This is a genomic window from Rubricoccus marinus, from assembly GCF_002257665.1.
Taxonomy (GTDB): Bacteria; Bacteroidota; Rhodothermia; order Rhodothermales; family Rubricoccaceae; genus Rubricoccus; species Rubricoccus marinus.
On sequence record NZ_MQWB01000001.1, the window covers coordinates 858251 to 880265 of the forward strand.

Annotated in this window: 18 protein-coding genes; 10 read left to right on the top strand and 8 right to left on the bottom strand. The window is 67.8% G+C overall.

What is annotated here, in order from left to right; translation table 11 throughout:
• Together BSZ36_RS03395 and BSZ36_RS03400 are read left to right on the top strand one after the other, a co-directional pair.
• Positions 1 to 596 (top strand): class I SAM-dependent methyltransferase (locus BSZ36_RS03395; protein WP_094546022.1); only part of this gene is annotated, 596 nt, incomplete at its 5' end.
• A gap of 93 nt (positions 597 to 689) precedes the next feature.
• Positions 690 to 884 (top strand): hypothetical protein, encoded by a 195-nt coding sequence (locus tag BSZ36_RS03400; RefSeq protein ID WP_094546024.1) that lies wholly within the window; start codon positions 690 to 692, stop codon positions 882 to 884.
• 452 nt (positions 885 to 1336) lie between these two features.
• On the opposite strand, the gene ppdK is transcribed toward BSZ36_RS03400, so the two are convergent.
• A complete protein-coding gene (gene ppdK / locus BSZ36_RS03405; RefSeq protein ID WP_094546026.1) occupies positions 1337 to 4048 on the bottom strand; it encodes a pyruvate, phosphate dikinase in 2712 nt (903 codons plus the stop codon).
• Positions 4049 to 4302: 254 nt separating this feature from the next.
• Between ppdK and BSZ36_RS03410 the strand changes: the two genes are divergently transcribed.
• The 3 genes from BSZ36_RS03410 to BSZ36_RS18800 all read left to right on the top strand — a co-directional run bounded on the left by BSZ36_RS03410 (position 4303) and on the right by BSZ36_RS18800 (position 7583).
• The gene (locus tag BSZ36_RS03410; protein ID WP_094546028.1) at positions 4303 to 4605 is read left to right on the top strand and encodes a GIY-YIG nuclease family protein; all 303 of its coding nucleotides are present in this window, start codon (positions 4303 to 4305) and stop codon (positions 4603 to 4605) included.
• Positions 4606 to 4896: 291 nt separating this feature from the next.
• Positions 4897 to 6507 carry an acyl-CoA carboxylase subunit beta gene (locus BSZ36_RS03415; protein ID WP_094551140.1) on the top strand — a complete coding sequence of 537 codons (1611 nt, stop codon included), beginning with the start codon at positions 4897 to 4899 and terminating at the stop codon, positions 6505 to 6507.
• Between the two features lie 11 nt (positions 6508 to 6518).
• A complete protein-coding gene (locus BSZ36_RS18800) occupies positions 6519 to 7583 on the top strand; it encodes a hypothetical protein (RefSeq protein WP_143536736.1) in 1065 nt (354 codons plus the stop codon).
• 112 nt (positions 7584 to 7695) lie between these two features.
• Here the strand turns inward: BSZ36_RS18800 and BSZ36_RS03420 are convergent, their stop codons facing one another.
• A complete protein-coding gene (locus BSZ36_RS03420; RefSeq protein ID WP_094546030.1) occupies positions 7696 to 8187 on the bottom strand; it encodes a YciE/YciF ferroxidase family protein in 492 nt (163 codons plus the stop codon).
• 187 nt (positions 8188 to 8374) lie between these two features.
• On the opposite strand from BSZ36_RS03420, the gene BSZ36_RS03425 reads away from it, so the two are divergent.
• Entirely contained in the window at positions 8375 to 8737 is a 363-nt protein-coding gene (locus BSZ36_RS03425) for a cupin domain-containing protein (protein WP_094546032.1), read from the top strand.
• Between the two features lie 117 nt (positions 8738 to 8854).
• Here the strand turns inward: BSZ36_RS03425 and BSZ36_RS03430 are convergent, their stop codons facing one another.
• The 4 genes from BSZ36_RS03430 to BSZ36_RS03445 all read right to left on the bottom strand — a co-directional run bounded on the left by BSZ36_RS03430 (position 8855) and on the right by BSZ36_RS03445 (position 15014).
• The gene (locus tag BSZ36_RS03430) at positions 8855 to 9226 is read right to left on the bottom strand and encodes a hypothetical protein (RefSeq protein WP_094546034.1); all 372 of its coding nucleotides are present in this window, start codon (positions 9224 to 9226) and stop codon (positions 8855 to 8857) included.
• Positions 9227 to 9406: 180 nt separating this feature from the next.
• Complete coding sequence (locus BSZ36_RS03435; RefSeq protein ID WP_094546036.1) at positions 9407 to 12118, bottom strand: DUF5916 domain-containing protein; 2712 nt, start codon at positions 12116 to 12118, stop codon at positions 9407 to 9409.
• A 352-nt stretch (positions 12119 to 12470) separates the two neighbouring features.
• Positions 12471 to 14633 (bottom strand): M56 family metallopeptidase, encoded by a 2163-nt coding sequence (locus tag BSZ36_RS03440; RefSeq protein ID WP_094546038.1) that lies wholly within the window; start codon positions 14631 to 14633, stop codon positions 12471 to 12473.
• Positions 14634 to 14636: 3 nt separating this feature from the next.
• Entirely contained in the window at positions 14637 to 15014 is a 378-nt protein-coding gene (locus tag BSZ36_RS03445) for a BlaI/MecI/CopY family transcriptional regulator (RefSeq protein ID WP_094546040.1), read from the bottom strand.
• Positions 15015 to 15285: 271 nt separating this feature from the next.
• Between BSZ36_RS03445 and BSZ36_RS03450 the strand changes: the two genes are divergently transcribed.
• Positions 15286 to 16593 carry a vitamin K epoxide reductase family protein gene (locus BSZ36_RS03450; protein WP_179270996.1) on the top strand — a complete coding sequence of 436 codons (1308 nt, stop codon included), beginning with the start codon at positions 15286 to 15288 and terminating at the stop codon, positions 16591 to 16593.
• Positions 16594 to 16691: 98 nt separating this feature from the next.
• Positions 16692 to 17699 carry a mechanosensitive ion channel family protein gene (locus BSZ36_RS03455; RefSeq protein WP_094546044.1) on the top strand — a complete coding sequence of 336 codons (1008 nt, stop codon included), beginning with the start codon at positions 16692 to 16694 and terminating at the stop codon, positions 17697 to 17699.
• Positions 17700 to 17716: 17 nt separating this feature from the next.
• On the opposite strand, the gene BSZ36_RS19215 is transcribed toward BSZ36_RS03455, so the two are convergent.
• The gene (locus tag BSZ36_RS19215; protein ID WP_094546046.1) at positions 17717 to 18532 is read right to left on the bottom strand and encodes a hypothetical protein; all 816 of its coding nucleotides are present in this window, start codon (positions 18530 to 18532) and stop codon (positions 17717 to 17719) included.
• A gap of 26 nt (positions 18533 to 18558) precedes the next feature.
• Positions 18559 to 19407, bottom strand: coding sequence for an SEL1-like repeat protein (locus BSZ36_RS03465; protein WP_094546048.1), 849 nt, complete (start codon positions 19405 to 19407; stop codon positions 18559 to 18561).
• An 88-nt stretch (positions 19408 to 19495) separates the two neighbouring features.
• Between BSZ36_RS03465 and BSZ36_RS03470 the strand changes: the two genes are divergently transcribed.
• Positions 19496 to 21613 carry a thioredoxin domain-containing protein gene (locus BSZ36_RS03470; RefSeq protein WP_094546050.1) on the top strand — a complete coding sequence of 706 codons (2118 nt, stop codon included), beginning with the start codon at positions 19496 to 19498 and terminating at the stop codon, positions 21611 to 21613.
• A 236-nt stretch (positions 21614 to 21849) separates the two neighbouring features.
• On the top strand, positions 21850 to 21990 hold the full coding sequence (locus BSZ36_RS19220) for a hypothetical protein (RefSeq protein ID WP_179270997.1): 141 nt from the start codon (positions 21850 to 21852) through the stop codon (positions 21988 to 21990).
• Positions 21991 to 22015: the final 25 nt, after the last annotated feature.

Below are 22015 nucleotides of genomic sequence, written 5' to 3' on the forward strand. Positions count from 1 at the left end.
GCTCACTCGCGCTCGCGCTCTCGCGCATCGCGGACCTGGACCTGCGCGGCTACGACGGCTCCGCGCCGATGGTGGAGGTCGCGCAGCGGAAGGCTGCCAAAGAGGGCGCCGAGATCACGTTCGGCACCGCAGACTTCCTCGACCCGATCCCCGGGCCTCTGGCGGATGCCGTGCTCCTCGTCTACGACGGGCTGAACTACCTGCTGCACGAGCGGCAGATCGCCACGCTGTTCGAGCGCGTCCACGCCGCGCTCCGTCCCGGCGGCGTGTTCATCTTCGACCAGAGCACGCCTGCCAACTCGCTCAACCACGTGGGTGAGTTCGACGACGAGGGCCGCGCCGACGCGTTCGCGTACACCCGCTCCGGCGAGTACGACCCCGAGACGCGGATCCACACGACGACCTTCGAGCTGAGCGCCTCTGGCGAAGCGCACCAGGAAACGCACCTCCAGCGCGCCTACTCGCTAGAGGAGATGCAGGCGCTGCTGGACGCCTCGCCTCTCGCGCCAGAGGCCGCCTACGACGCGTTCTCCACCGACGGCGCCGATGGCGCCAGCGAGCGCATTCACTGGGTGGCGAGGAAGACCAGCGCGTGAAGGCTCGGCGTTTGGGAAGGTGCGCCGCCGCCCCGTAGTTTGTCCCCGCACACTTGTAGAACGTCCGGCCCGCCCGGCACAGACCCTGAGACGATGAGCACGAACAAGGAACGCATGGAGGACAACTGGACCCGTATGCGCGGCCAGATCCAGTCCACCTGGGAGAACCTCGACGACAGCGACCTCAAAAAGGCGCGGGGCGACCTCAAGCAGATGGTCAACCTGATCCACGCCGAGACGGGCGAGGACCGCCAGCAGATCATGCGCAAGATGTCGGCGTTCATCTAGCCTCTGGCGTCCCGATTTGTGCCGCCCGGTCTCCGTTGTGAGGCCGGGCGGTTCTGCGTCTAGGCCTCTGGCGCCAGAGGCGAGCGTTTCTCACGCCAGAGGCCACCGTCTCTTACGCCAGAGGCCCGGTGGCTTCGGCTACAGACCGCCCACCCAAACCGGTGTCATCGCGAGCGAAGCGCGGCGACCTCGTGACGCCGAGCATGGGCCAGCAGGTCGCCACGCCCATCCTGAACGCAGCCGAACGAGTTCCTCGCAACGACACCAACCGAGCGTGGGGCCTCTGGCGCCAGAGGCGGAACGCTCCCCAAACGGGTGTCATCGCGAGCGAAGCGCGGCGATCTCGTGACGCCGAGCGTCAGATCACGAGATCGCCGCGTTGCGGAGGCTGCCCTGAGCGAAACCGGACGGGCTCCTCGCGACCGTAGCACCCTGAACTTGAGTAGGCGGTCTCAGCTCGAGGCCTCGTCAAGCGCCGCGTGGGCTGCCGCGAGCCGCGCGATGGGGACGCGGAAGGGCGAGCAGCTCACGTAGTCCAGCCCCGCGTCGTGGAAGAACGCGACCGACTGCGGCTCGCCGCCGTGCTCGCCGCAGACGCCGACTTTGAGGCCCGGCCGCGCCTCGCGCCCGCGCTCGGTCCCCATGCGGACCAACTGGCCGACACCCTCCTGGTCCAGCACCTGGAACGGGTCGGCGCGCAGGATGCCGCGGTCGACGTAGGTGGAGAGGAACCGGCCCGCGTCGTCGCGCGAGAGGCCGAACGTGGTCTGGGTCAGGTCGTTGGTGCCGAACGAGAAGAACTCGGCGTGATCCGCAATCTGGCCCGCGGTGAGGCACGCGCGCGGCAGCTCGATCATCGTCCCGACCAGGTAGTCCACCTCGGTCCCGCGCTCGGCGAAGACCTCGGACGCGACCTCGCGGACGAGGGCAGCCTGGTCCTTCAACTCCGTCGCGACCGAAACGAGCGGCACCATGATCTCAGGTTGCACGTCGACGCCAGAGGCTTTGCAGTCGGCGGCGGCCTCGAAGACGGCCTGGGCCTGCATCCGCGTGATCTCGGGGTAGAGAAGGCCGAGGCGGCAGCCGCGAAGGCCGAGCATCGGGTTGGTCTCGTGCAGCCGCTCCACCTGGCGCAAGAGGCCTCTGGCGGTGTCGGAGTCGTCCAGTAGGCGATCCATGTCCTCCAGCGTGTCGGCGTGGCGGAGCGCGAGCTTGATCTCGGCGATGCGGCCTGTAAGGTCGAGCAGGCTGGGGAGGAACTCGTGGAGCGGCGGGTCCAGGAGGCGGACGGTCACGGGGAAGCCGTCCATCGCGCGGAAGAGGCCCGCGAAGTCCTCGCGCTGGAGCGGGAGCAGCTTGCGGAGCGCCGCCTCGCGCTCACCCGGCCCGTCGGCGAGGATCATCTCGCGCATGGCCGCGAGGCGGGCGTCGCCGAAGAACATGTGCTCGGTCCGGCACAGCCCGATGCCTCTGGCGCCGAAGTCGCGGGCGGTCTGTGCGTCCTCTGGCGTGTCCGCATTCGCGCGCACACCCAGGCGGCGCACATCATCGGCCCAGCCCATGAGCGTGTGGAAGTCCTCGCCCAGTTGCGGCTCGCGGGTCGGCACCTGGCCGAGAAGGACGCGGCCCGTCGCGCCGTCGACCGTCAGCCAGTCGCCGGCGAGGACCGTGTGGCCGTTCGCGCGGAGCGTACCGCCCCCCGCGTCGATCTCCAGCGTGTCGGCGCCCGCCACGCACGGCACGCCCATGCCGCGCGCCACGACCGCCGCGTGGCTCGTCATGCCGCCTCTGGCGGTCACGATGGCCTGGGATGCGACCATGCCGTGGAAGTCGTCTGGCGAGGTCTCCTGCCGCACCAAGATGACCGGCTCGCCAGAGGCCGCTTGCGCCTCGGCGTCGTCCGACGTGAAGACGACGCGGCCCGTTGCGGCGCCCGGACTCGCGGGCAGGCCTTCGGCCAGCAGCGTCACCTCGGCGTCGGGATCGACGGTCGGGTGGAGCAGGCCGTCCAGGGCCTCTGGCGAGACGCGCCGGATCGCCGTCTCGCGGTCGATAACGCCCTCGGCGACCATGTCCACGGCGGTTTTGACGGCCGCGGCGCCGGAGCGTTTGGCCGTCCGCGTCTGGAGCAGCCAGAGCGTGCCCTGCTCGATCGTGAACTCCACGTCCTGCACGTCGCCGTAGTATGCCTCCAGTCGCCCTGCGATCTCGCGGAACTGCGCGAAAGCGTCGGGGAGATCGGCCTCCATCTGCGCCAGAGGCTTGGGCGTGCGCGTGCCCGCGACCACGTCTTCGCCCTGCGCGTTGAGGAGATACTCGCCGTAGAGCGTCTTCTCGCCCGTCGACGGGTCACGCGTAAACGCGACGCCGGTCCCGGACTCCCAGCCCATGTTGCCGAACACCATCGCCTGGACCGTCACGCCGGTCCCGATGCGGTCCGAGATGCGGTGGACGCGGCGGTAGGCCCGCGCGCGGTCGTTGTCCCAGCTGTCGAAGACGGCCGCAATCGTCATGCGAAGCTGCTCCTCCGGATCGTCCGGGAACGGCACGCCGCGCTGCTCCCCGAACACGAGCCGCTTGAACTGCGCGACCACCTCCTGCAGGGCCTCTGGCGTGAGGTCGGTATCGCGCCCGCCAGAGGTCTTGGCTTTGGCGCGTTCCAGCACGCGCTCGAACCGCTCGGCTTCGACGCCCATTACGATCTCGCCGAACATGGCGACAAAGCGGCGGTAGGCGTCCCACGCGAAGCGCTCGTCGCCGGTCTGCCGCGCGATGCCTCTGGCGGTCTCGTCGTTGAGGCCGAGGTTGAGGACCGTGTCCATCATGCCCGGCATGGAAACCGCGGCGCCGCTGCGGACCGAGAGCAGCAACGGGTTTTCTGGGTCGCCGAACGTCCGGCCTGTGGCCTCCTCGACACTTTTGAGCGCCTCTCGCGCCTGGGTCCACATTCCCTCGGGGAAGTGGTGGCCGTGCGACTGGTAGGCCACGCACGCCTCGGTCGTAATCGTGAACCCGGGAGGGACCGGGAGGCCAGCGGCCGTCATCGCGGCTAGCCCGGCGCCTTTGCCGCCCAGAAGAGTTTTGTTCGAGGCCGGGGCCTCGGCGAAGGGGTACACCCAGCGGTGATCGCGGTCGGTGGGGTCGGGAGCGGTCGAGTTGGGCATGAGAGGCAGGGGAGATGGGACGTGCAACCTATCGCCGTCCGGCGCGCGGTGACGCAGTGCGGCGCGGAGCGCTTCCGAAATGCCTCTGGCGCCAGAGGCGGGGTGCGAGAGGCGGGCGCCAGAGGCCTCTGGCGAGTGAGCCGGCGGGCGTTCTCTACTAGGGGCGTTCTCCACCGGGAAGCCCAACGCGCAATCTCCTCAGTCGTCATTCCCGCGCATGCGGGAATCCAGGATCCGGGCACGAACTCTCCAGCATGGTCCAAAAGTCCGCCGCCGTGTACATCCTCGCGAGCCAGCGAAACGGGACGCTGTACATCGGCGTCACGAGCGACCTCGTCAAACGTGTGCGTCAACACAAAGAGGGTGCTCACGAGGGGTTCTCGACGCGGTACGGCGTGCATCGCCTGGTCTACTTCGAGCAGCATCCGAGCATCGTCGATGCCATCGCGCGGGAAAAGCGACTTAAGAAGTGGCGGCGCGCGTGGAAGCTGGACCTGATCGAAGGCTTCAACCCGGGGTGGGAGGACCTGTACGAACGGCTCGTGTTCGGCGAGTAATGGGGTGCCACCACTCTGGATTCCCGCGTGCGCGGGAATGACGCTGTAGGAAGTCTGTGCTTGGGAAAGAGGGTCAGACTCCGGCGGGTCTCTGGCGGGCGGGCCTCTGGCGCCAGAGGACGGCTACCAGGGTCTACGCCGCACGCCAGAGGCCGGGGCGTGCCCGTAGTTTTGCGCTCCTCCTCGTTAGCCCGCCGCATGTCCGACTCCACCTCCGCTCTCGACACCGCCCCGTCCCCGCTCGGCTCCCCGCTTCCTGAAGGGGACAAGGCCGAACGCCGCATGGCACATATGCAGAAGATCATCGACGGACTCAAGGTGCAGACGGCCGAGATCCAGCGCGGCGGGGGCGAGAAGTCCATCGCGCGCGAGCACGCCAGAGGCAAGATGACGGCCCGCGAGCGCGTCGCGGCGCTTCTGGACGACGACTCGCCGTTCTACGAACTCGGCCTTTTCGTGGGCCGTGGGATGTATGAGGATGAAGGCGGAGCGCCCGCCGGCGGTGTCGTCATGGGGCTGGGCCGCGTGCACGGGCAACTCATCCTAGTCGTGGCCGCGGACGCCACCGTGAAGGCCGGCGCGTGGTTTCCCATCACGGCCAAGAAGAACCTCCGCGCGCAGGAGATCGCGATGGAGAACCGCGTCCCGATCGTCTACCTCGTGGACTCGGCAGGCGTCTTCCTGCCCATGCAGGACGAGATCTTCCCGGACAAGGAGCACTTCGGTCGCATCTTCCGCAACAACGCCAAGCTGAGCGCGATGGGCGTGCCACAGATCGCGGCCATCATGGGAAGCTGCGTGGCGGGCGGCGCCTACCTGCCCATCATGAGCGACGAGAGCCTGATCGTGGACGGCACGGGCTCGGTCTTTCTCGCGGGGCCGTTTTTGGTCAAGGCCGCGATTGGCGAGGAGACAGACAACGAGACGCTGGGCGGCGCCCACACGCAGTCCGACATCTCCGGCGTGGTCGACTACAAGATGCCTGACGATGCGACATGCCTCGCGACCGTCCGCGACCTGCTCAAAAAGCGCGGGCCTCTGGCGCGGTACGGGTTCACGCGCGACACGCCCGCATCTCCGGCGTTCGAGCCCGAGAGCATCGGCGGGGCGTTCCCGGAGAGCCGCCAGATGCCGTACGACATGCGCGAGGTGCTCGCGCGGATCGTGGACGCGGACAGTTGGACGGAGTACAAGCCGGGCTACGGCCAGAGCCTCCTGTGCGGAACGGCGCGAATTGATGGGTGGGTCGTCGGCATCGTCGCGAGCCAGCGCGAAGTCGTGCGGACGAGCCCGCCGAAAGGCAAGCCGCCCGAGATGCAGATCGGCGGCGTGATCTACGGCGACGCGGCAGACAAGGCGGCGCGGTTCATCATGACGTGCAACCAGAAAAAGACGCCTCTGGTGTTTTTGCAGGACGTGACCGGCTTCATGGTCGGCACACGAGCGGAGCAGGGCGGCATCATCAAGGACGGCGCCAAACTGGTGCAAGCTGTCGCCAACTCGGTCGTGCCCAAGTTCACCGTCATCGTGGGCAACTCGTACGGCGCGGGCAACTACGCGCTCTGCGGCAAGGCGTACGATCCCCGCCTGATCCTCGCGTGGCCCACGGCGCAGATCGCGGTCATGGGCGGCGCGCAAGCGGCCAAGACGATGCTCTCCATTGAGGTGCGCAAGCGCAAAAAGCAAGGCATCGAACTCAGCGACGACGACCAGAAGGCGCTTCTCCACGAGATCGAGAGCCGCTACGAGGAGCAGACGAGCCCGGTCTACGCTGCCGCCCGTCTCTGGGTGGACGAGATCATCGACCCGGCCCGTACGCGCGAGTGGCTGGCCGTTGGCCTAGAGATGGCGGACCATAACCCAGAGATGGAACCGTTTCGCATGGGCGTAATCCAGGTGTAAAACGAAATACTATGACCGATAAGTTAATAATAAATAACACAAGGTCAATAATACCTAGACCATATAGAGATGTTGGGTCATTTAAACAGAATTTGGATTTTTATGGACGAGAGCCAGATTTTGTTCTAAAGCTAAGTGTCAAAAGTGGCATCCTAAGACTACCTTCATTAATTGATGAAATAGGTGAAGAGTTTAATTATAATGGTAAATTAGAGTCTGATCCTCTTAACGCATTTACTTTTCAATATGATAATTGGATAGATTCACTGGTATCGTATATAGATTTTGCTAGTTGGGCGTGTTGTGTCCAAGAAGCGGATGAGTATCTTGAATCATTTGACAAAAATGTAATTAAAAATCTAGCTTATGAGTCTGCGTCTTTTATAGAAAATCTTATATCAATTATGAATCAGTTCGACAAGAATCTGAAGAAAAGAAATTTTGGAAGAAAATTAAAGAATATAATTGGATCAGTTCTAGATAGAATAAAGATACTTAGAAATTCCATTAGTCATAATCAGTCAAACATATGCGCATTCTGTATTGAGTACGATGAGTTTCCATTTATATGTCCTGGGTTTGTACTGGCGGCACCGGTTGCAAAAGGGCATATGGGGACCAACGAAGATTTTCATGGCTCGAAGCTGAGTGCGACATCTCTTAACGCATTCATACACGAGGTAATATTTGACTTGTTTTACCTACAAGATTGTATATATAAAATAATTAATAATGAGTTTGATATAAGTGAGATAGATATGGGATATGATACAGACTCACTAGATATATGTATTTCAAGGTTGAGCGATTTGGGAATACTAGGGATGCCATATGAGTATCAGGTGTTGCAGCCTTTGTGTGTTTATGAAAATGATGATGTGATAATAGGCGTCAGTAGGCTTGTGTTTGAGTTTGGGAATAGGGGTACGGGTTATAACGTGGTGGCTAGGCCTACGGTCTTTGGCAGGTATGTAAAAAACTTCGTGTTTGATGCGGTGTATACTGGAATAGACTGGCGTGAGAATGGGGGCGATAAGTATTTGAATCATTTTGGGGAGGGGCTCGGGGCTGAATAGCATTTCTCCTATCTGTTTCAGGCGCCAGAGGCACACACAGAAAACGCCCGGCCTCTGGCGAGAGACCGGGCGCGAGCGCAGCGCCAGGGGCGCCGGGCGGAACCGCCAGAGGCTAGGCGGCGGCCTTATTGAGCGTGTCCTTGGCGAGCAGCGTGAGGCGCTCGTCGGCCTCCTCCTCCTCGCCCAGCGTCTCGCCGAGCAGGTTGGAGGCATCCTCGTGGCCGAGGCGCTCGGCGAACGTCGCGAGGCTACCGTAGCGCGTGATTTCGTAGTGATCGATGGCCTGGGCGCAGAAAACGATGGCGGCGTCACGCGTCTCGGCGTCCTCCACCTCTTCCATGAGGTGCTTGGACTCCTTGAGGATGCCGTCCATCGCTTCGCAGGTGACGCCCTCGGCCTTTTCGCCGATCATCTCGAACACCTTGTCGAGGCGTTGGATGTGGGTGTCGGAATGCGAGGCGTGGGCTTCGAGCTGCTGCTTGAGATCGCTGTTGGAAGCCTTCTCGGCCATCGACGCGATGGTCTTCTTGGACTGCTTCTCAGCGTAGTAGAGGTCTTTGAGGCCGTGGAGGAACAGGCCGCGGAGGTCGGTGATCTTCGACATGGGGATAGAGGGGTTGAGGCCGTACAGGGCGGCATAAAAGAGAGGACCGTTTTAACGGAGGGGCACGGACCCCGTTCCTCCTCAATTCCCGCTATCGCTCTACCGCCCCCGCCATGGCCTCTTCTAGAGCCTCTGGCGCCAGAGGCGCGCGGCCGGAGTAGACTGCGCCGAGAACATCTGCGACTTCATGCCCGACCCGATCAACCTCGACGACAAGCTGGACCGGTTTTCCGAGACCTGGACGCCCAAGATCATCGCCGCGCTCAACGGCCAGCACGTCAAGCTGGCGCACCTGGAAGGCGAGTTCGTGTGGCACGCCCACGCCGAGGAAGACGAGCTGTTCTTCGTCGCCAGAGGCCGCTTGCGCATCGAGATGCGGGACGGCAGCGTGGAACTGGGACCGGGCGATCTGTTCGTCGTCCCGCGCGGGGTGGAGCACCGGCCTGTGGCCCTGCCGACGGCGAGCGTGATGCTGTTCGAGCCCGCCTCGACGGCGCACACGGGCGACGTGGTGAGCGAGCGCACCGTCACGGACCTGGACTGGATCTGAGCCTCTGGCGCGGGCGGCTGCACACCTGCGCACTCGCCAGAGGCCTTTGGTGTTTGGCTGCTCAGGGGGGGCACGCTGCGGAGCCCGCTTGCCAACGCGGGGGGCTGGTGTGAGCGCCTACCGCAGGCAGTACCAGTAGTGAACCCAGTTGAGAAACGTGCTCGGCAGGGCCGGCCCGGTCAGGTCCGGGTGCTGAGATGCGAGGGCATCGGCGGTCTCGGCCCACGCCTGGGCGTAGGCGTCGCCGTCCGATGGAGAGAGCGAGCACAGGGGGGACGCGCGCACGGTCCGGACGGTGTCGTCGTAGAGCGCGAAGAGACGCGCGAGGGCGTCGTCGTACACGCCGGCGGGGTAGCCGGGCGCGCGGCGGCGGAGCGCTTCCGCGGCGCCTCTGGCGCTGCGGTACTGGCCGTGCCCCAGCCGCCGGACGACCACGTCGGCCGCGGCCTCGCGGAAGGGGGCGTCGTGGAGGGCGTCGTCGGCGGTCATGTGGCGCGAGAGGCGGATCGCCGCAGCACGCCTCGGGCGCCCGGTGGTTCTCCGCCAGAGGCGGTCTCGCGAGCGGCGACCCAAATCCCAAACCCGCCTCTGGCGCCAGAGGCGGGCGGAGAGCAGCTTTACCCAGAACCCAGAACCCAGAACCCAGAACCCAGAACCCGCCAGAGGCACCTACCCCAACCAGTAGCTCAGCTTGACGAGGAAGACGTTCGTGAGGTCGTCCTGGAAGAGGCCTCTGGCGTCGCGGCCGAAGCGGATGTCGCCCGCCGCGTCGTAGCCGCTGCGCTGCTGCTGCCACACGAGGAAAAGCGAGCTGCCGGGGCGGTACTGCCAGCGCAGGACGGCGTTGCCCTGGATGGAGCGGACGGTGAAGTTGGGCTGGAGCGTGAACGGGTCGCTGCCGTCGCCGGGGTCGATCGTCGTCTCGCCAGAGGCGGACGTGGTGGCCGTGCCCACGTCCTCGCCGAAGACGGGGAAGCGGAGTTGGCCGGGCTCGCCGAGCTGCTTAAAGCGTGAGTACGTGCCGCTGGCGATAAACGGGCGCGCGTAGAGCTGGAGCGAGAGGTCGGGCGTGAACGTCCAGTCCAGGCGGGCGGAGAGCGCGACGCTGGTCTGGTCCACCTCGCCGAAGACGTAGCGCCGGCCGAACGTGGCGGTCATCGCCTCGGCGTCCATCGACGTGACGTACTGCCGCGCCGAGTGCGAGAGGTTGAGCTCCGGGCTCAGGCTGAACGAGAGGTTCGCGGCCGGCCGCACCTCCACGCCGGGCTCGATGCCCCAGAACCAGCTGCCCAACTCGTCGCGGTTGGCGCCGCTCCACAGCGAGCCGGAGACCCTCTTGCGGCTGTCCGTGTTCATGTACGCGTTGATGCGCCCGCCCGCCGCCGACTGCGCCAGAGGCCCGCCCCGCGTGAGCCGGTCGCTCGTGCTCCGCGGCCCGGCGTTCCAGTTGAGGCCGCCGCTCCAGAAGTTGGTCAGCGTGCCGTTGAAGTTGCCGCCTACGAACGTGCCCGTCCGGTCGCCGTCCCAGTTCCACTCCGAGCCGCCGAAGACGTTGACGTTGTAGTTCTGAAAGGCGCCCTGCTCCTCGTTCTGGAGGTACACCAGCACGCCGCCCACGCTCGCCTGATCGGCGCGGCTCTGGAAGCCGAGCGCGTTGGAGTCGAAGCCGGGCGAGGTGATGTTGGCGTGGAGCGAGCCCACCCAGCGCGTGCCGCTCGTGCGCAAGAGGTTCATCTCGCCGGTAAAGCCCGAGAGCGAGGTCCGCGTCGTGTCCACGCCCAGGCCTCTGGCGTCGGGGCGCTGGTAGAGGCGGGGGAAGGCGCGCTGGAGCGACGTGATGGCGTCGGCGCTGCCTTCGACCACGCTGCCGGCCACCTGCCCGTTGAGCACCCAGCCTTCGGCGAGGGTGTGCTCCGCATCGAGCCCGCCGACGTACGCCTGGCGCGGAAGGAGCGACATCAGCGCCGCGTCTCCGGTATCGCGGTTGACCGCCGTGAGGAGTCCGCCGACGCGCGTCGGGCCAAAGGTCCCCTGCGTCCGCGCGACGAGGTAGTTGGAGGCTGGCTCTATGAGGGCCTGGCCCTCTTCGAGCGACTGGCCTCTGGCGTCGAGAGAGTGGAAGCGGCCGTGCTCGGGAGCCGTGACGGCGTCCAGGATGCCGAACGAGAAGCGGCCGACGCGGCCGGTCACCTTCGCGGCGCCGAGAATCGTCGTCTGTTCCGGCGCGTCGGTGTAGACCACGCCGTCGTCGCCAGCGGCTGAATACGTCGCGCTGGGCACGAAGCTGTCGCGTTGCGGGCTGCGCCCGATGCGGCGGGTGTAGAGCAAGCTCGGGCGACCGTTGGAAAAGAACCGCCGCGGCTCCATGCTGAACACGTCGGTGCCCTCCACGAAAAACGGCCGGCGCTCACCGAAGAACAGCTCGAACCCGCCCAGGTTGACTTGGGCCGGATCGGCCTCCACCTGCCCGAAGTCCGGGTTGACGGTGGCGGTAAGCGTGATGTCGCTCGTGATCCCGTACTTGACGTCCAGGCCCACGCGCGGCGCGAGGTCTGTCTCGCGGTAGAAGGGGTTGGCTGGGTCGCCAGGGGCGCGCGTGAGGCTGCTCGCGGTATAGGGCAACAGTTCCAGGCGCCGCGCCGAGGTGAGATCGGACAGGCCGCGGAGGTCGCCGAAAAGGCTCACGAAGCCGTCGGCCGTGGGGGGCATGGGCGCCCATGACAGGCGCTCGCCCGTGCGGTGGATCTCGCGGAAGAACTGCACGCCCCAGGCCTGCTCGCCCGTGGCGGCGTAGCGGAGCTGGGAGAACGGGATGCGGAACTCGGCGGTCCAGCCTCTGGCGTCCTGCGCCGTCGCCACGTCCCAGACGGCGTCCCAGGAGCCGTCCTCGCGCACGTCGTCGTAGAAGAGGAAGTCGCGCTGCACGCCCGCCGGGTTGACCTCGAACTGGAAGGCCGTCCGGTCGTCGCCGTAGGAGTCGAAGGCGACCGAGGCGTAGTCGCTCGCGAGGCGCTCGTCGCGGCGCCCCAGCGCCGAGGTCACGCCTGTGTCGTCCATCCGCATGGCGACGTAGACCGCCTTGTCGTCGTACGCGATGCGCGCCTCGGTGGGCTGGGAGCCCGCCGCGCCGGGCGTCGGCTGGCGCTGCACGAAGCCCGTGGCCGGCGCGATGCGCTGCCACACGGCGTCGTCCAGGGAGCCATCCAGCTTGATCTCGCCGGGCTGCACGCGCACCGCCGCGAGGCCTCGCACGCCAGAGGCCTCTGGCGCCACGGCGACGGCCTCCTCCTCGGGCGGCGTGGCCTGGGCACGCGGCTGCAGCGCCAGAGGCCCGAGGAGGAGGAACAGCAGAAGGGCGGAGGAGAGGCGCAACGTGGACATGGAATCAGGAGAAGGGGTGCAGGGGAGACGGACGGCCAGTTCCGATGGTTACAAGGGGTGCTAAAAAAACAGCAGGTCGGCGCGTAGGGACCACGGCGCCGCTCGCGCCGGTGCGTGAGCCGAGCGCAGAGCCTCCCGCTCTGCAGAGGGGGAACGTGCGGCCTACGGGGAGCCGATCAGAGCGCCCATCGCCGTGGGCGGGCCTGCCGTAAGGACACAGCAGGGGCCTGTTGCCAGAGAAAAGGAGGGCTGTTCAGCCTAGGCGTGGGCACGGCCTCTGGCACAATGAGGCCACGCGGGGGACGTGTTGGGACGCCAGAGGTGCAAACGGTGGCGGCGCTACATCTGCGGGTTAGTCCTCGCAGTCCTCGTGTGCATCGGCGAGGTTTGCCTGGAGGTCTTTGAGGTCGGAGCGGGCGTCCTGGAGCGCCTCGCGGACGATGCGGCGCTCGGCGCTGGACTGCGCCCAGCCATTTGCGGAACGTCCGATGCCGTCAAGCGCGGAAGCCATGGCGGCGACCGAGCGGTCGAGGGTGGCGAGTTCGTCAGCCCGGGTGCTCTGCGCCACGGCGCGGCTGAGGTTACGGACGCCCTTCTGCCACCCGTCGAGGGCGCCCACCCACTCGCCGGGACCGCTGGTAGAGGTGACGGTGACGTGGCCGTCGCCGGTGGAGATGCTGTAGCTGTAGCCGGTCGAAGGGCCGCGCGGCGTCTCAACGCGGGGCGTGGTCCGCGGCGTCGCTGGGGCCTGCGGCGCCGCCAGAGGCCTCTGGCGGCTGGCCTGCTCGCGGGCGCGCTCGGCTTCGCGCCGGGACTTCTCGGCGTCACGCTTGGCCCGTTCACGTGCGCGCTCCGCCTCGCGACGGGCTTGCTCGTGGATGGCCTCACGCTGCCGCTCCACCTCCCGCCGTGATTCTTCGACGGCGCGCTGGGCGGCCTCTCGCGCCCGCTCGGCCTCGCGGAGGCGCTGCGCGCTGGACCCAAGTCGGGCGCCCTGGAGCGAGCGGTCGAGATCGGCCATCGCTTCCGCCCGAGCGATTGAGGCCTCGCGCAGCGCGTCGCGCATCTCGGCCTGCCAATCCTCCTCTTCCATCTCCTCCATGGCCTCCGCGATGGCCTCTTCGTAGTCCGCGCGGGCGTCTTCGAACGCCTCGGCGATCTCGCTTTCGATCTCGACCCAGTCCTCGTCCGAGAGTGCGAAGCCGCGACGGCGGAGGTCCCGGACGCTCGCAAGGGCCGACTCCAGCGCGGGGCCCAAGATGGTCTCGGCATCGGGGATCGTATCCAGCGCGAGGTCGGCAAGGGCGAACTCCATGTCCGCGAGGTCCTCTTCCATCCACTCCATCTCCTCGCCCAAGTCCTCCATCTCGCGGTCGGCTACGACGTGGAGGCGGTCCATGGGTTTGGACGCGTGGTACACGTCGGGCTCGGAGGCGGCGGCGGTGAGCTGGCACGCCGCCAGAGGCAGCACGAGCACAACGGCGCCGAACGCTAAGACGAAGGACCCGACACGCGTCAGGGACTCGCGGCGGCGCTCGCCGAGAATGGATAGCACGCGGCCTTCCAGGCACGACTTCCGAGCCATCGGGCTCAGGCCCGCGAGGGCTACGCGCTCCCGGCGGATGCCTCTGGCGATGTCGACCAGGTGGCCCGCGTAGGCCGAGGGTTTGGCGCCGCCGCGGAGCACGGCGTCGTCGCAGGCGTGCTCGCGCTCCACGAGAAAGCGGCGGTAGGCCCACCACGCCAGAGGGTCGAACCAGTGCAGCGCCACGGCCGCTTGCGCCAGAAGCTGCGTCCGCGCGTCGCGGCGGCGGATGTGCGCGAGCTCGTGCAGAAGGACGGCTTCGCGGCGGTCGTCGTCCCACGCGTCGGCGTCGGCGGGGAGGACCACGGCGGGGGTGCCGAGGCCCCAGGCCACAGGCACGTCGAGCGCGTCGGAGCGCAAGAGGCGAACGGAGTGGTCCACGTCGCTCAGCATCCGCGCCCGCTCAAACGCGACGAGCCAGTCCGGGTCCTCCTCTGGCGTCGCGCGGCGCACGAACAGCCACGCGGCGAGAAGCGTCACGCCCCAGCCGAGCAGCACCACGCCCACGCCTGCGGCCCAGATGCCGAACAGGACCCCACCAAGAGACCGGGCGGGCGCTGAGGTCTCTGGCGCGATGACGAACTCCGCCGTCATCGGCGCCAGCGGGGCGTCGGCCAGGAAGGGCGGCGCCATCATCTGCGGTGACACCTCAAACGGCTCGGCGGGTGCCAGGGGTGCCAGAGGCAAGCCGGGGATCTCCACGACGAAGGGATCTGCGGGGGCGTCGGGCGCCAACCCGCTCGGCAACACGCCGATCTCCCACGCGGGGCCAACGGTTGCGAGGAGCGGCAGCGCCAGGAGGGCGACAAACGCGGCCACCCACACGCCGTGGCGGGCGGCGGCGGGCGCACCGCGGAGAAGGGCGACGGCGCCAGAGGCCAGCGCGAGGATCAGGGCGCCTTTGAGCGCGATCGAGAGGAGTAGCGTCATGGCTCAGCGTCCGCTCGTGCGGGCCTGTTCGATAAGAGCGGCGAGGCGGTCGAGGTCGGAGTCCGTGAGCGCGCCGTCGTCCAAGAGGGCGGCGGCGGCGCGGAGGGGGGCGCCCTCGTAGAAGGTTTTGACCAGGTGCTGGAGGGCACCCTTGCCGGCCTTCTCCGTTGCCACGGCGGGGAGGTAGACGTAGCGCGGGCCGTCCTGCTCGTGCGTGGCGTGGCCCTTCTCCTCCAAGATGCGGAGGTGCGTGCGGACGGCGGAGTCGCTGGGCGGGTCCTCCAGGGCGGCGCGGACCTCAGCGGCCGTGGCGCGCCCGAGGCGGTGGAGAACGTCGAGCACCTGGCGCTCGCGGCGGGAGAGGGCGGGAGGGGTGGGCATACCTGCTAATTTTTTGACACGACTCAACCTAGGTCTCGCAGAGTTCCCGGTCAAGGCGGTGTGCTAAAAAAACAACATGTCCTCTGGCGTGAGCCTTTCCAGCGTTTCTCGCGCCGTTGGCGGGACTCTACACCCCCGGCGTGGGCACGTTGCCACTCCGCGAGGCCGCTCCGAACCCCATTCCCGTACGAGCGCGGCCTCTGGCGCGTTGCATCGGGGAGGGTTCGGTAGCTTTCGCCGTGCCCCACCGCCTCTGATCCGCCGAACCCGCATGGCCGTCCCCGCTCGCATCCGTACGTACTCCCGCATCCTTTTCGCCGTCGCGCTCTTCGGCATCCTCGTCGTGACGCACCTGTCGTTGCAGATCGATAAGGGCTTCGCCGACGGCTGCGCCGGGCTCGGCGCGACGATCGACACCGCCGCGCTCAGCGCTGCGCCAGAGGCCGCCTGCGCGGCGGTCGCGACGGGCGAATACAAGGACTTCCTCGGCGTCTCCAACATCCTGTGGGGCCTGGGCTTTTACCTCATCGTGGCGCTGCTGCGCCTCGGCTTCGGTATGACCGGCAACGACACGCTGCGGAAGGCCGCGTTCGGCGTCGTCGCCGTTGGCTTTTTGTACACGTTGCGGCTGGTGTATCTCCAGGCCTTCGTGATCGGCTCGTTCTGCGTGCTGTGCATGATGTCGGCGCTGACCGTCACGGTCCTGCTGATCCTGCACGTGCTGGAGCACCGCAAGCTGGCCTCTGGCGTGCGCCACTCGGCGCCCCCGCCGACGCGCGGCGCGGCGCTCGTGCCCTACGGTGCCATCGCGGGCGTCTTCGTGCTGTTGCTCGGTGCGGACTTCGCACTCGCCGGAGGAGGGGGAGGGGACGTGCCCAGCACGACGCCAGAGGCGGACGCCCTCGCCGGCCGCGACACGCGTGTGGACGCTCCGGCCGAGCTCGCGCCCGCGCTCCCGTCGGGCTGCGCCTACGACCCGCAGTACGCGCCGCTCGGGGACCTCTCCGCGTTTATGGACAACCCCTCGGAGGGCTCCGGCTCGGTCTCGGTGATTGAGGTGTTCGACCCTAACTGTCCGCACTGCCGCGATCTCAACAACGCGCTCAAGCCCGTCGTGGCGGCCAACCTCAACACGGCCACCTTCTACTCCGTGGCGTTCCCGCTGCGCCAGCCGACGGTCGCACAGGCCGCGGCGCTGGTTTGGGCCGAGCAGAAGGGCAAGTACTTCGAGTTCAAGCAGGCGCTGTTCGAGCGCCAGGACGCGAGCTGGGGCATGTCCCAGGACGAGCTTCGCGACACCGCCAACTCGGTCGGGCTCGACGGCCCGAGCCTGATCGCGACGCTGAACGACCAGGCGCAGGTGGAGTCCATCCTCGCCTCCGTTCAAGCTGATGCGACGGCGGTGCAGGAGGCGCTCACGATCCCGGGCGTCGGGCTCAGCACGCCGAAGCTCATCATCGGGGGCCGCGTTATCGCGCCCACCAACGAGTCGTACTCCGAGAACTGCCTCAACCAGTTCATCGCCGAGGCCTCCTCGCCCGCGAGCGCGCCGGCGGCCGTCGTCGAGGAGGTCGAGTAGCACCTCGGGCGCCGCGTAGACGTGCGGCCTCTGGCGCCAGAGGCCGCGCGAGTGCGGAAGGCCTCGGCGTAGCTTGAGCGCACCCCGCCAGAGGCCCCATGCAGTCCGAACCGTCCGCCGTTTCCACCGCTTCTGGCGCCGCCGGCGGCCTCGTGGATTCGGCGGTGCAGGCCATCAGCGACGTGACGACGCTCTCGCCAGAGGTCGCACGGGAGCTGCTGTATTCCGCGCTCGCGGTGCTCGCGCTGTGGGCGCTTCGCCTCGCGGTTCTGCGCGTGGTGAACCAGCGCGTGGAGGACGTAAAGGTGCGCTACCAGTGGCGCAAGACGTCGCTGTACGTCGCGGTGTTCGTGGGCGCGCTCCTGTTCCTGCGCATCTGGCTGGGGGCGCTGGGCTCGCTCGCCACGTTTTTCGGCCTCGTGGCTGCAGGTCTCGCCATCGCGCTGAAGGACCCGCTGGTGAACATGGCGGGCTGGGTGTTCATCCTCTGGAAGCGCCCGCTCTCGCCGGGGGACCGCGTGAGCATCCGGGACCTCACGGGCGACGTGATCGATCAGCGCGTGTTCGCGTTCACGCTGCTGGAGGTGGGGACCAAGATGGGCGCGGGCCAGAGCACGGGGCGCATTATCCACGTGCCCAACGGATGGGTGTTCACGAGCTCGGTCCTCAACCACACGGGCGCGTTCGCCTACGTGTGGAACGAGATCGGCGTTGTGGTCACGTTCGAGAGCGACTGGCGCGCGACCAAGGCGCTCCTCCACGAGATCGCGGCCGAGCACGCGGGCGTGCTTTCCGAGGACGCCGAGCGCACGCTCCGCCGCGCCGCGCAGCGCTACCTCATTTTCTACTCCAAGCTCACGCCGACGGTCTACACCGACGTGCTGGACTCCGGCGTGCGCCTCACGCTGCGCTACCTGGTGGAGCCGCGCCGCGTGCGCGGCAGCGAGCAGAACATCTGGGAGGCCATTCTGGACGCCATCCACGACCGCCCGGAGATCGACCTCGCCTACCCCACGCAGCGCGTGATCCACTCGCCGATGCCGCCAGCCGCGCCCGAGGCCTCTGGCGACGGCGCGCGCGTGGAGGGAATCCCGAGAGCGGAGTAGCCGCTAACGCCAGAGGCTCAGATCTGCGCGAGATGCGGGTGCCGCTCGAACACGCCGAGTGCGCGCAGGGAGTCCAGCGTTGTTATGGCCTCTGGCGTGCCATTGTCGGCGCCCTGGCGAAGGCTGCGGAGCGTAGACTCGGCGAAGGTGTGGCCCTCGCGGCTTCCGAGGAGGGGACGGCACGCTTCGGCGCGGTCTACGTGCGACGCGATAGCCTCGGCGGTGTACGCATTCGGCGTGCTGAAGTGGGCACGCCACGCGCAGGCCTCGAACGAGCCCGCCGCTTCCGCTGCGGCTAGCAGCGAGTCCCGCCGGACACTGTCGCCTCGGCTGTGGTTCATCGCCTCGCTGAACAGCGCCATCGTGTGCCCTTGCGCGATAAGCCTCTGGCGGATCGCGTGTGCCGAGTCGCGCTTTGCTTGCACCTCAGGAGAAGGTGAATCGATAGGGCCGTCATCGAAGGCGAGGTCTTGGGCGGCGTAGAACAGCGCGTCCGGGTCGCCGGCGCGGGCCTGGCGGTCTCGCTCGCGCTCGTACCGGGCGCGCCAGAGGCGGGCCTGACCAGGCCACGTCCGAACTCGCATCGGCTCGCCGAGCTTCCACGGCTTGCTGGGCGCACGGACCTGCCCCTCGTCGTAGATGCTCGCGAGGTGGCCGATCGCACCCACGTCGCCGGTCTTCGCGCGCGCCTCCACGATCTTGATCGCTCGTTCCACGTCGCCAGCGGCGAGCGCATCGTCGTAGGAAGCGCGAAACGCGTCGAGCGGTTCGGCAGGGCGGGGGTCGGCGCAGGCGACGAGCGTCAGAGGGAGAAGCAGCAGGAGAAAACGCATGGGATCGGCGCCTCTGGCGCCAGAGGCTAGGAGAGGGTGGCGGGGTCGAGGTGCGGGTGGCGCTCGAACACGCCGAGGATGCGGAGCGAGTCCAAGCGGGTGCGGGCCTCTGGCGTGCCACGCTCGCGGAGCTGGCGGATGACGACCTGCGCGCCCATGTCGTCGCGGTCGGTGGGGATGTTGGGGCACGCCTCGATCTCGTCGATGTGGCGCGCCTCCATGGACGCCGGGATGGTGGTCGGCTCGATGCCCGCGCGCTGCTGCGCCATCACGTGCTCGTAGCCTTCGCGCGCGTGGACGAGCACACGCTGGAGCAGACACGCCTGCGCGCTGCCGAGATCGGTGGCTTCTTCCAAGAGCGCAAAGGCCCGAAGCGAGTCGTCCTGCATCGTGCGGAGCGCTTCACCGACCATCGCGGGGGTGTGCTTCGCGTCGAGCAGCCTCTGGCGAATCGCGCGTGCGGAGTCGCGTTCGGCGGGCGTGGAGCCGCGGCGGTCCAGGTCCTGCGCGACGCTCAGGAGGACGCCCGGATCGCCGCCGAAGGCGCGTTCGTCGCGCTCTCGCTCGTAGCGGCCTCGCCAGAAGCGAGCCTGTCCGGGGAGCGCGACGATGGCCATGTAGCGGCTGGCGTCCTCGCCATCGCGTGTAACGGGGCCCCTGGCGCGGTGGTGGCCGCGCTCGTACGCCTCCGCGAGCGTTTGCATCGCGCCCAAGTCCCCGCCTTCGGCTGCCGCTTTGTAGTAGCGGAGCGCGGCGCGGACGTCGCCGGCGGCCTCGGCCTCGTACGCCGCTTCGCGCGCGGCCTCTGGCGAGAGGTCCGGGGAGCAGGCGGCGAGCGCCAGAGGCAGGAGCAGGAGTAAGAGGGCGCGTTTCATCACAAACCGTGTCAGTGAGATCTGATATCGGCGGCGGGGATCGCGAGTGGCGCCGCCCCGTTCTGACTCTCCATATCGGCGCCCCCGCATGACACCCGAGCACACCAATCGCCTCGCGAGCGAGAAGAGCCCCTACCTCCTCCAGCACGCCCACAACCCCGTCGACTGGTGGCCGTGGGGCGACGAGGCCTTTGCCGAGGCCGACGCCAGAGGCGTGCCGGTCTTCCTCTCCGTCGGCTACGCGACGTGCCACTGGTGCCACGTGATGGAGGAGGAGTCCTTCGAGGACGCCGAAGCCGCCGCCGCGCTCAACCGCGCGTTCGTGTGCGTCAAGGTGGACCGCGAGGAGCGCCCCGACGTGGACGGCGTGTACATGGCCGCGGCGCTCGCGCTCAACGGCCACGGCGGCTGGCCGCTCACGGCGCTGCTGGTCCCCCACACACGCGAGCCGTTCTACGTCGGCACCTACCTGCCCAAAGAGTCGCGCGGCGGGCGCATCGGCGTGATCGACCTGGCCGAGCGCGTGACGGGCCTCTGGCGTGACGACCGCGCGAACGTCCTCGCGAGCGCGGGCAAGGTCGGCGGCATCATCAGCACCATCCTCGCCGAGAACGAGCCGGGCGACGCGATTACGCAGGACGACCTCACGCGCGCCGTCGGCTTGCTCGGCCGGTCCTTCGATCCCGCCAACGGCGGCTTCGGCGCGCAGCCCAAGTTCCCGACCCCGCACAACCTGCTCTTCCTCTTGCGCGAGGGGCGGCGGACGGGCAACGCCGAGGCGACGCGCATGGCGCACCGCACGCTCCAGGCCATCGCCAGAGGCGGCATCACCGACCACGCTGGCGGCGGTGTGCACCGCTACTCCACCGACCGGCGCTGGCTGCTCCCGCACTTCGAGAAGATGCTCTACGACCAGGCCGGGCTCGCCCTCGCCTGGACCGAAGCCTGGCAGGCCTCTGGCGACCGCGACGAGACGCGCGACGACGAGATGAAGCGCGCCGCCGAGGCTACGCTCGACTACGTCCTCTGCGATTTGCGGCTCGCCTCTGGCGCCTTCGCGAGCGCCGAGGACGCCGACAGCCTCGACGCCAGAGGCAAGAGGGAGGAGGGCGCTTTCTACGTCTGGACCGAAACCGAACTCGCCGACATCCTGGGCGCCGAGACCCTGGAGTTCGCGCGCGAAGCGTTCGGCACCTACCCCGAGGGCAACTTCTTGGACGAAGCCACGCGCGTACGCACCGGCGGCATCGTGCTCCACCTCCCCGAGCCCGAAGCGCCTCTTGCGGAGCGCCTCGGCATGACGCCAGAGGCCTTCCGGCTGCGCCGCCGCGACCTCTTGGACCGGTTGCTGGACGCCCGCGCCTCGCGCCCACGCCCGCTCTTGGACGACAAGGTCCTCGCCGATTGGAACGGTCTCGCGATCGCCGCGCTCGCGGTCGCTGCCCGTGTCTTCGACCGCTCGGACTACGCCGAGGCCGCATCGCGCGCAGCCGATTTCGTGCTCCGCGAGATGCGCACGCCAGAGGCCGGGCTGCTCCACCGCTGGCGCGAAGGCGAAGCCGCCGTCGACGGCTTCCTGGACGACTACGCGTTTATGGCCTGGGGCCTGCTCGAACTCTACCAGACGACGTTCGACGCCGCGCGCCTCCAGACCGCGCTCGACCTCCACCGCCAGACGCGCGAGCGCTTCGAGGACGCCTCTGGCGGCTACTTCCTCACCGAAGCGGGCACCCCGGGCCTCCTCGTGCGCCAGAAGGCGCTGGACGACGGCGCGCTACCCTCCGGCAACGCCGTCGCGGCCATGAACGGCATCCGCCTCGCGCAACTCACCGGCGACCGCGAGACCGAGAACGCAGCGCTGGCCGCGTTGTCCGCCGATGCCCGCATCCGCGCGCACCCGACCGGCCACACGTTCCACCTGCTCGCGGCCCAACTCGCGCTCGGACCCGCGCCAGAGGTGGTCCTCGCCGTGGACGAGGCCTCTGGCGGTGAGGAGATGACGCGCGCGATACGCGGCGTCTACGCGCCCGGCGCGCTTTTGCTCAAGCGGTCTGAGCCTCTGGCGGAGATCGCGCCGTTCACCGCCGAGCAGACGGCTCGCGACGGACTCGCAACGGCCTACGTCTGCGAGCGCGGCGCCTGCCAGGCACCGACCACGAGCGCGCCAGAGGCGGCACGAACGCTGGACGCGCTGCACGGCGGCTAGCGGGGCTCGCGATGTTCGGGCGCAGCACCCACCACGGCGGGTGCGACTCAGAATCCGAGCCTCTGGCGGCGGTCAGGCCCCTTGCGAACCCCGTTTTCAGCGTGTGCGCCAGAGGCGGAAGCGGTCCCGGAAGCGCTTCGTCGTGAAGCGTTGGCCCAGGAAGCGCTTTGTACGCCGCACTGCGTCAACCGAAGGGGCTAGCCTGCGTTCGAGAGACACAACACACCCGAACACCCATGATGATTCTCAGCCTGATCCTCTTCGCCCTCGTCCTCACCGTCATCGTCTTCGCGGCCTTCCGCGACCTCGACGGCATGGACGTCGTCGAGCCCGGTACCGAGGCCGACGACGCCAACACGATCCGCGTCGCGATCTAGCGCAAGCGCGCTCTGCCCGGCGGCT

Excerpts from the sequence above, each read along its gene's own strand:
- BSZ36_RS03400 (WP_094546024.1), top strand. The coding sequence starts at position 690 with ATGAGCACGAACAAGGAACGCATGGAGGACAACTGGACCCGTATGCGC.
- ppdK (WP_094546026.1), bottom strand. The coding sequence starts at position 4,048 with ATGCCCAACTCGACCGCTCCCGACCCCACCGACCGCGATCACCGCTGG.
- BSZ36_RS03410 (WP_094546028.1), top strand. The coding sequence starts at position 4,303 with ATGGTCCAAAAGTCCGCCGCCGTGTACATCCTCGCGAGCCAGCGAAAC.
- BSZ36_RS03415 (WP_094551140.1), top strand. The coding sequence starts at position 4,897 with ATGCAGAAGATCATCGACGGACTCAAGGTGCAGACGGCCGAGATCCAG.
- BSZ36_RS18800 (WP_143536736.1), top strand. The coding sequence starts at position 6,519 with ATGACCGATAAGTTAATAATAAATAACACAAGGTCAATAATACCTAGA.
- BSZ36_RS03420 (WP_094546030.1), bottom strand. The coding sequence starts at position 8,187 with ATGTCGAAGATCACCGACCTCCGCGGCCTGTTCCTCCACGGCCTCAAA.
- BSZ36_RS03425 (WP_094546032.1), top strand. The coding sequence starts at position 8,375 with ATGCCCGACCCGATCAACCTCGACGACAAGCTGGACCGGTTTTCCGAG.
- BSZ36_RS03430 (WP_094546034.1), bottom strand. The coding sequence starts at position 9,226 with ATGACCGCCGACGACGCCCTCCACGACGCCCCCTTCCGCGAGGCCGCG.
- BSZ36_RS03435 (WP_094546036.1), bottom strand. The coding sequence starts at position 12,118 with ATGTCCACGTTGCGCCTCTCCTCCGCCCTTCTGCTGTTCCTCCTCCTC.
- BSZ36_RS03440 (WP_094546038.1), bottom strand. The coding sequence starts at position 14,633 with ATGACGCTACTCCTCTCGATCGCGCTCAAAGGCGCCCTGATCCTCGCG.
- BSZ36_RS03445 (WP_094546040.1), bottom strand. The coding sequence starts at position 15,014 with ATGCCCACCCCTCCCGCCCTCTCCCGCCGCGAGCGCCAGGTGCTCGAC.
- BSZ36_RS03450 (WP_179270996.1), top strand. The coding sequence starts at position 15,286 with ATGGCCGTCCCCGCTCGCATCCGTACGTACTCCCGCATCCTTTTCGCC.
- BSZ36_RS03455 (WP_094546044.1), top strand. The coding sequence starts at position 16,692 with ATGCAGTCCGAACCGTCCGCCGTTTCCACCGCTTCTGGCGCCGCCGGC.
- BSZ36_RS19215 (WP_094546046.1), bottom strand. The coding sequence starts at position 18,532 with ATGCGTTTTCTCCTGCTGCTTCTCCCTCTGACGCTCGTCGCCTGCGCC.
- BSZ36_RS03465 (WP_094546048.1), bottom strand. The coding sequence starts at position 19,407 with ATGAAACGCGCCCTCTTACTCCTGCTCCTGCCTCTGGCGCTCGCCGCC.
- BSZ36_RS03470 (WP_094546050.1), top strand. The coding sequence starts at position 19,496 with ATGACACCCGAGCACACCAATCGCCTCGCGAGCGAGAAGAGCCCCTAC.
- BSZ36_RS19220 (WP_179270997.1), top strand. The coding sequence starts at position 21,850 with ATGATGATTCTCAGCCTGATCCTCTTCGCCCTCGTCCTCACCGTCATC.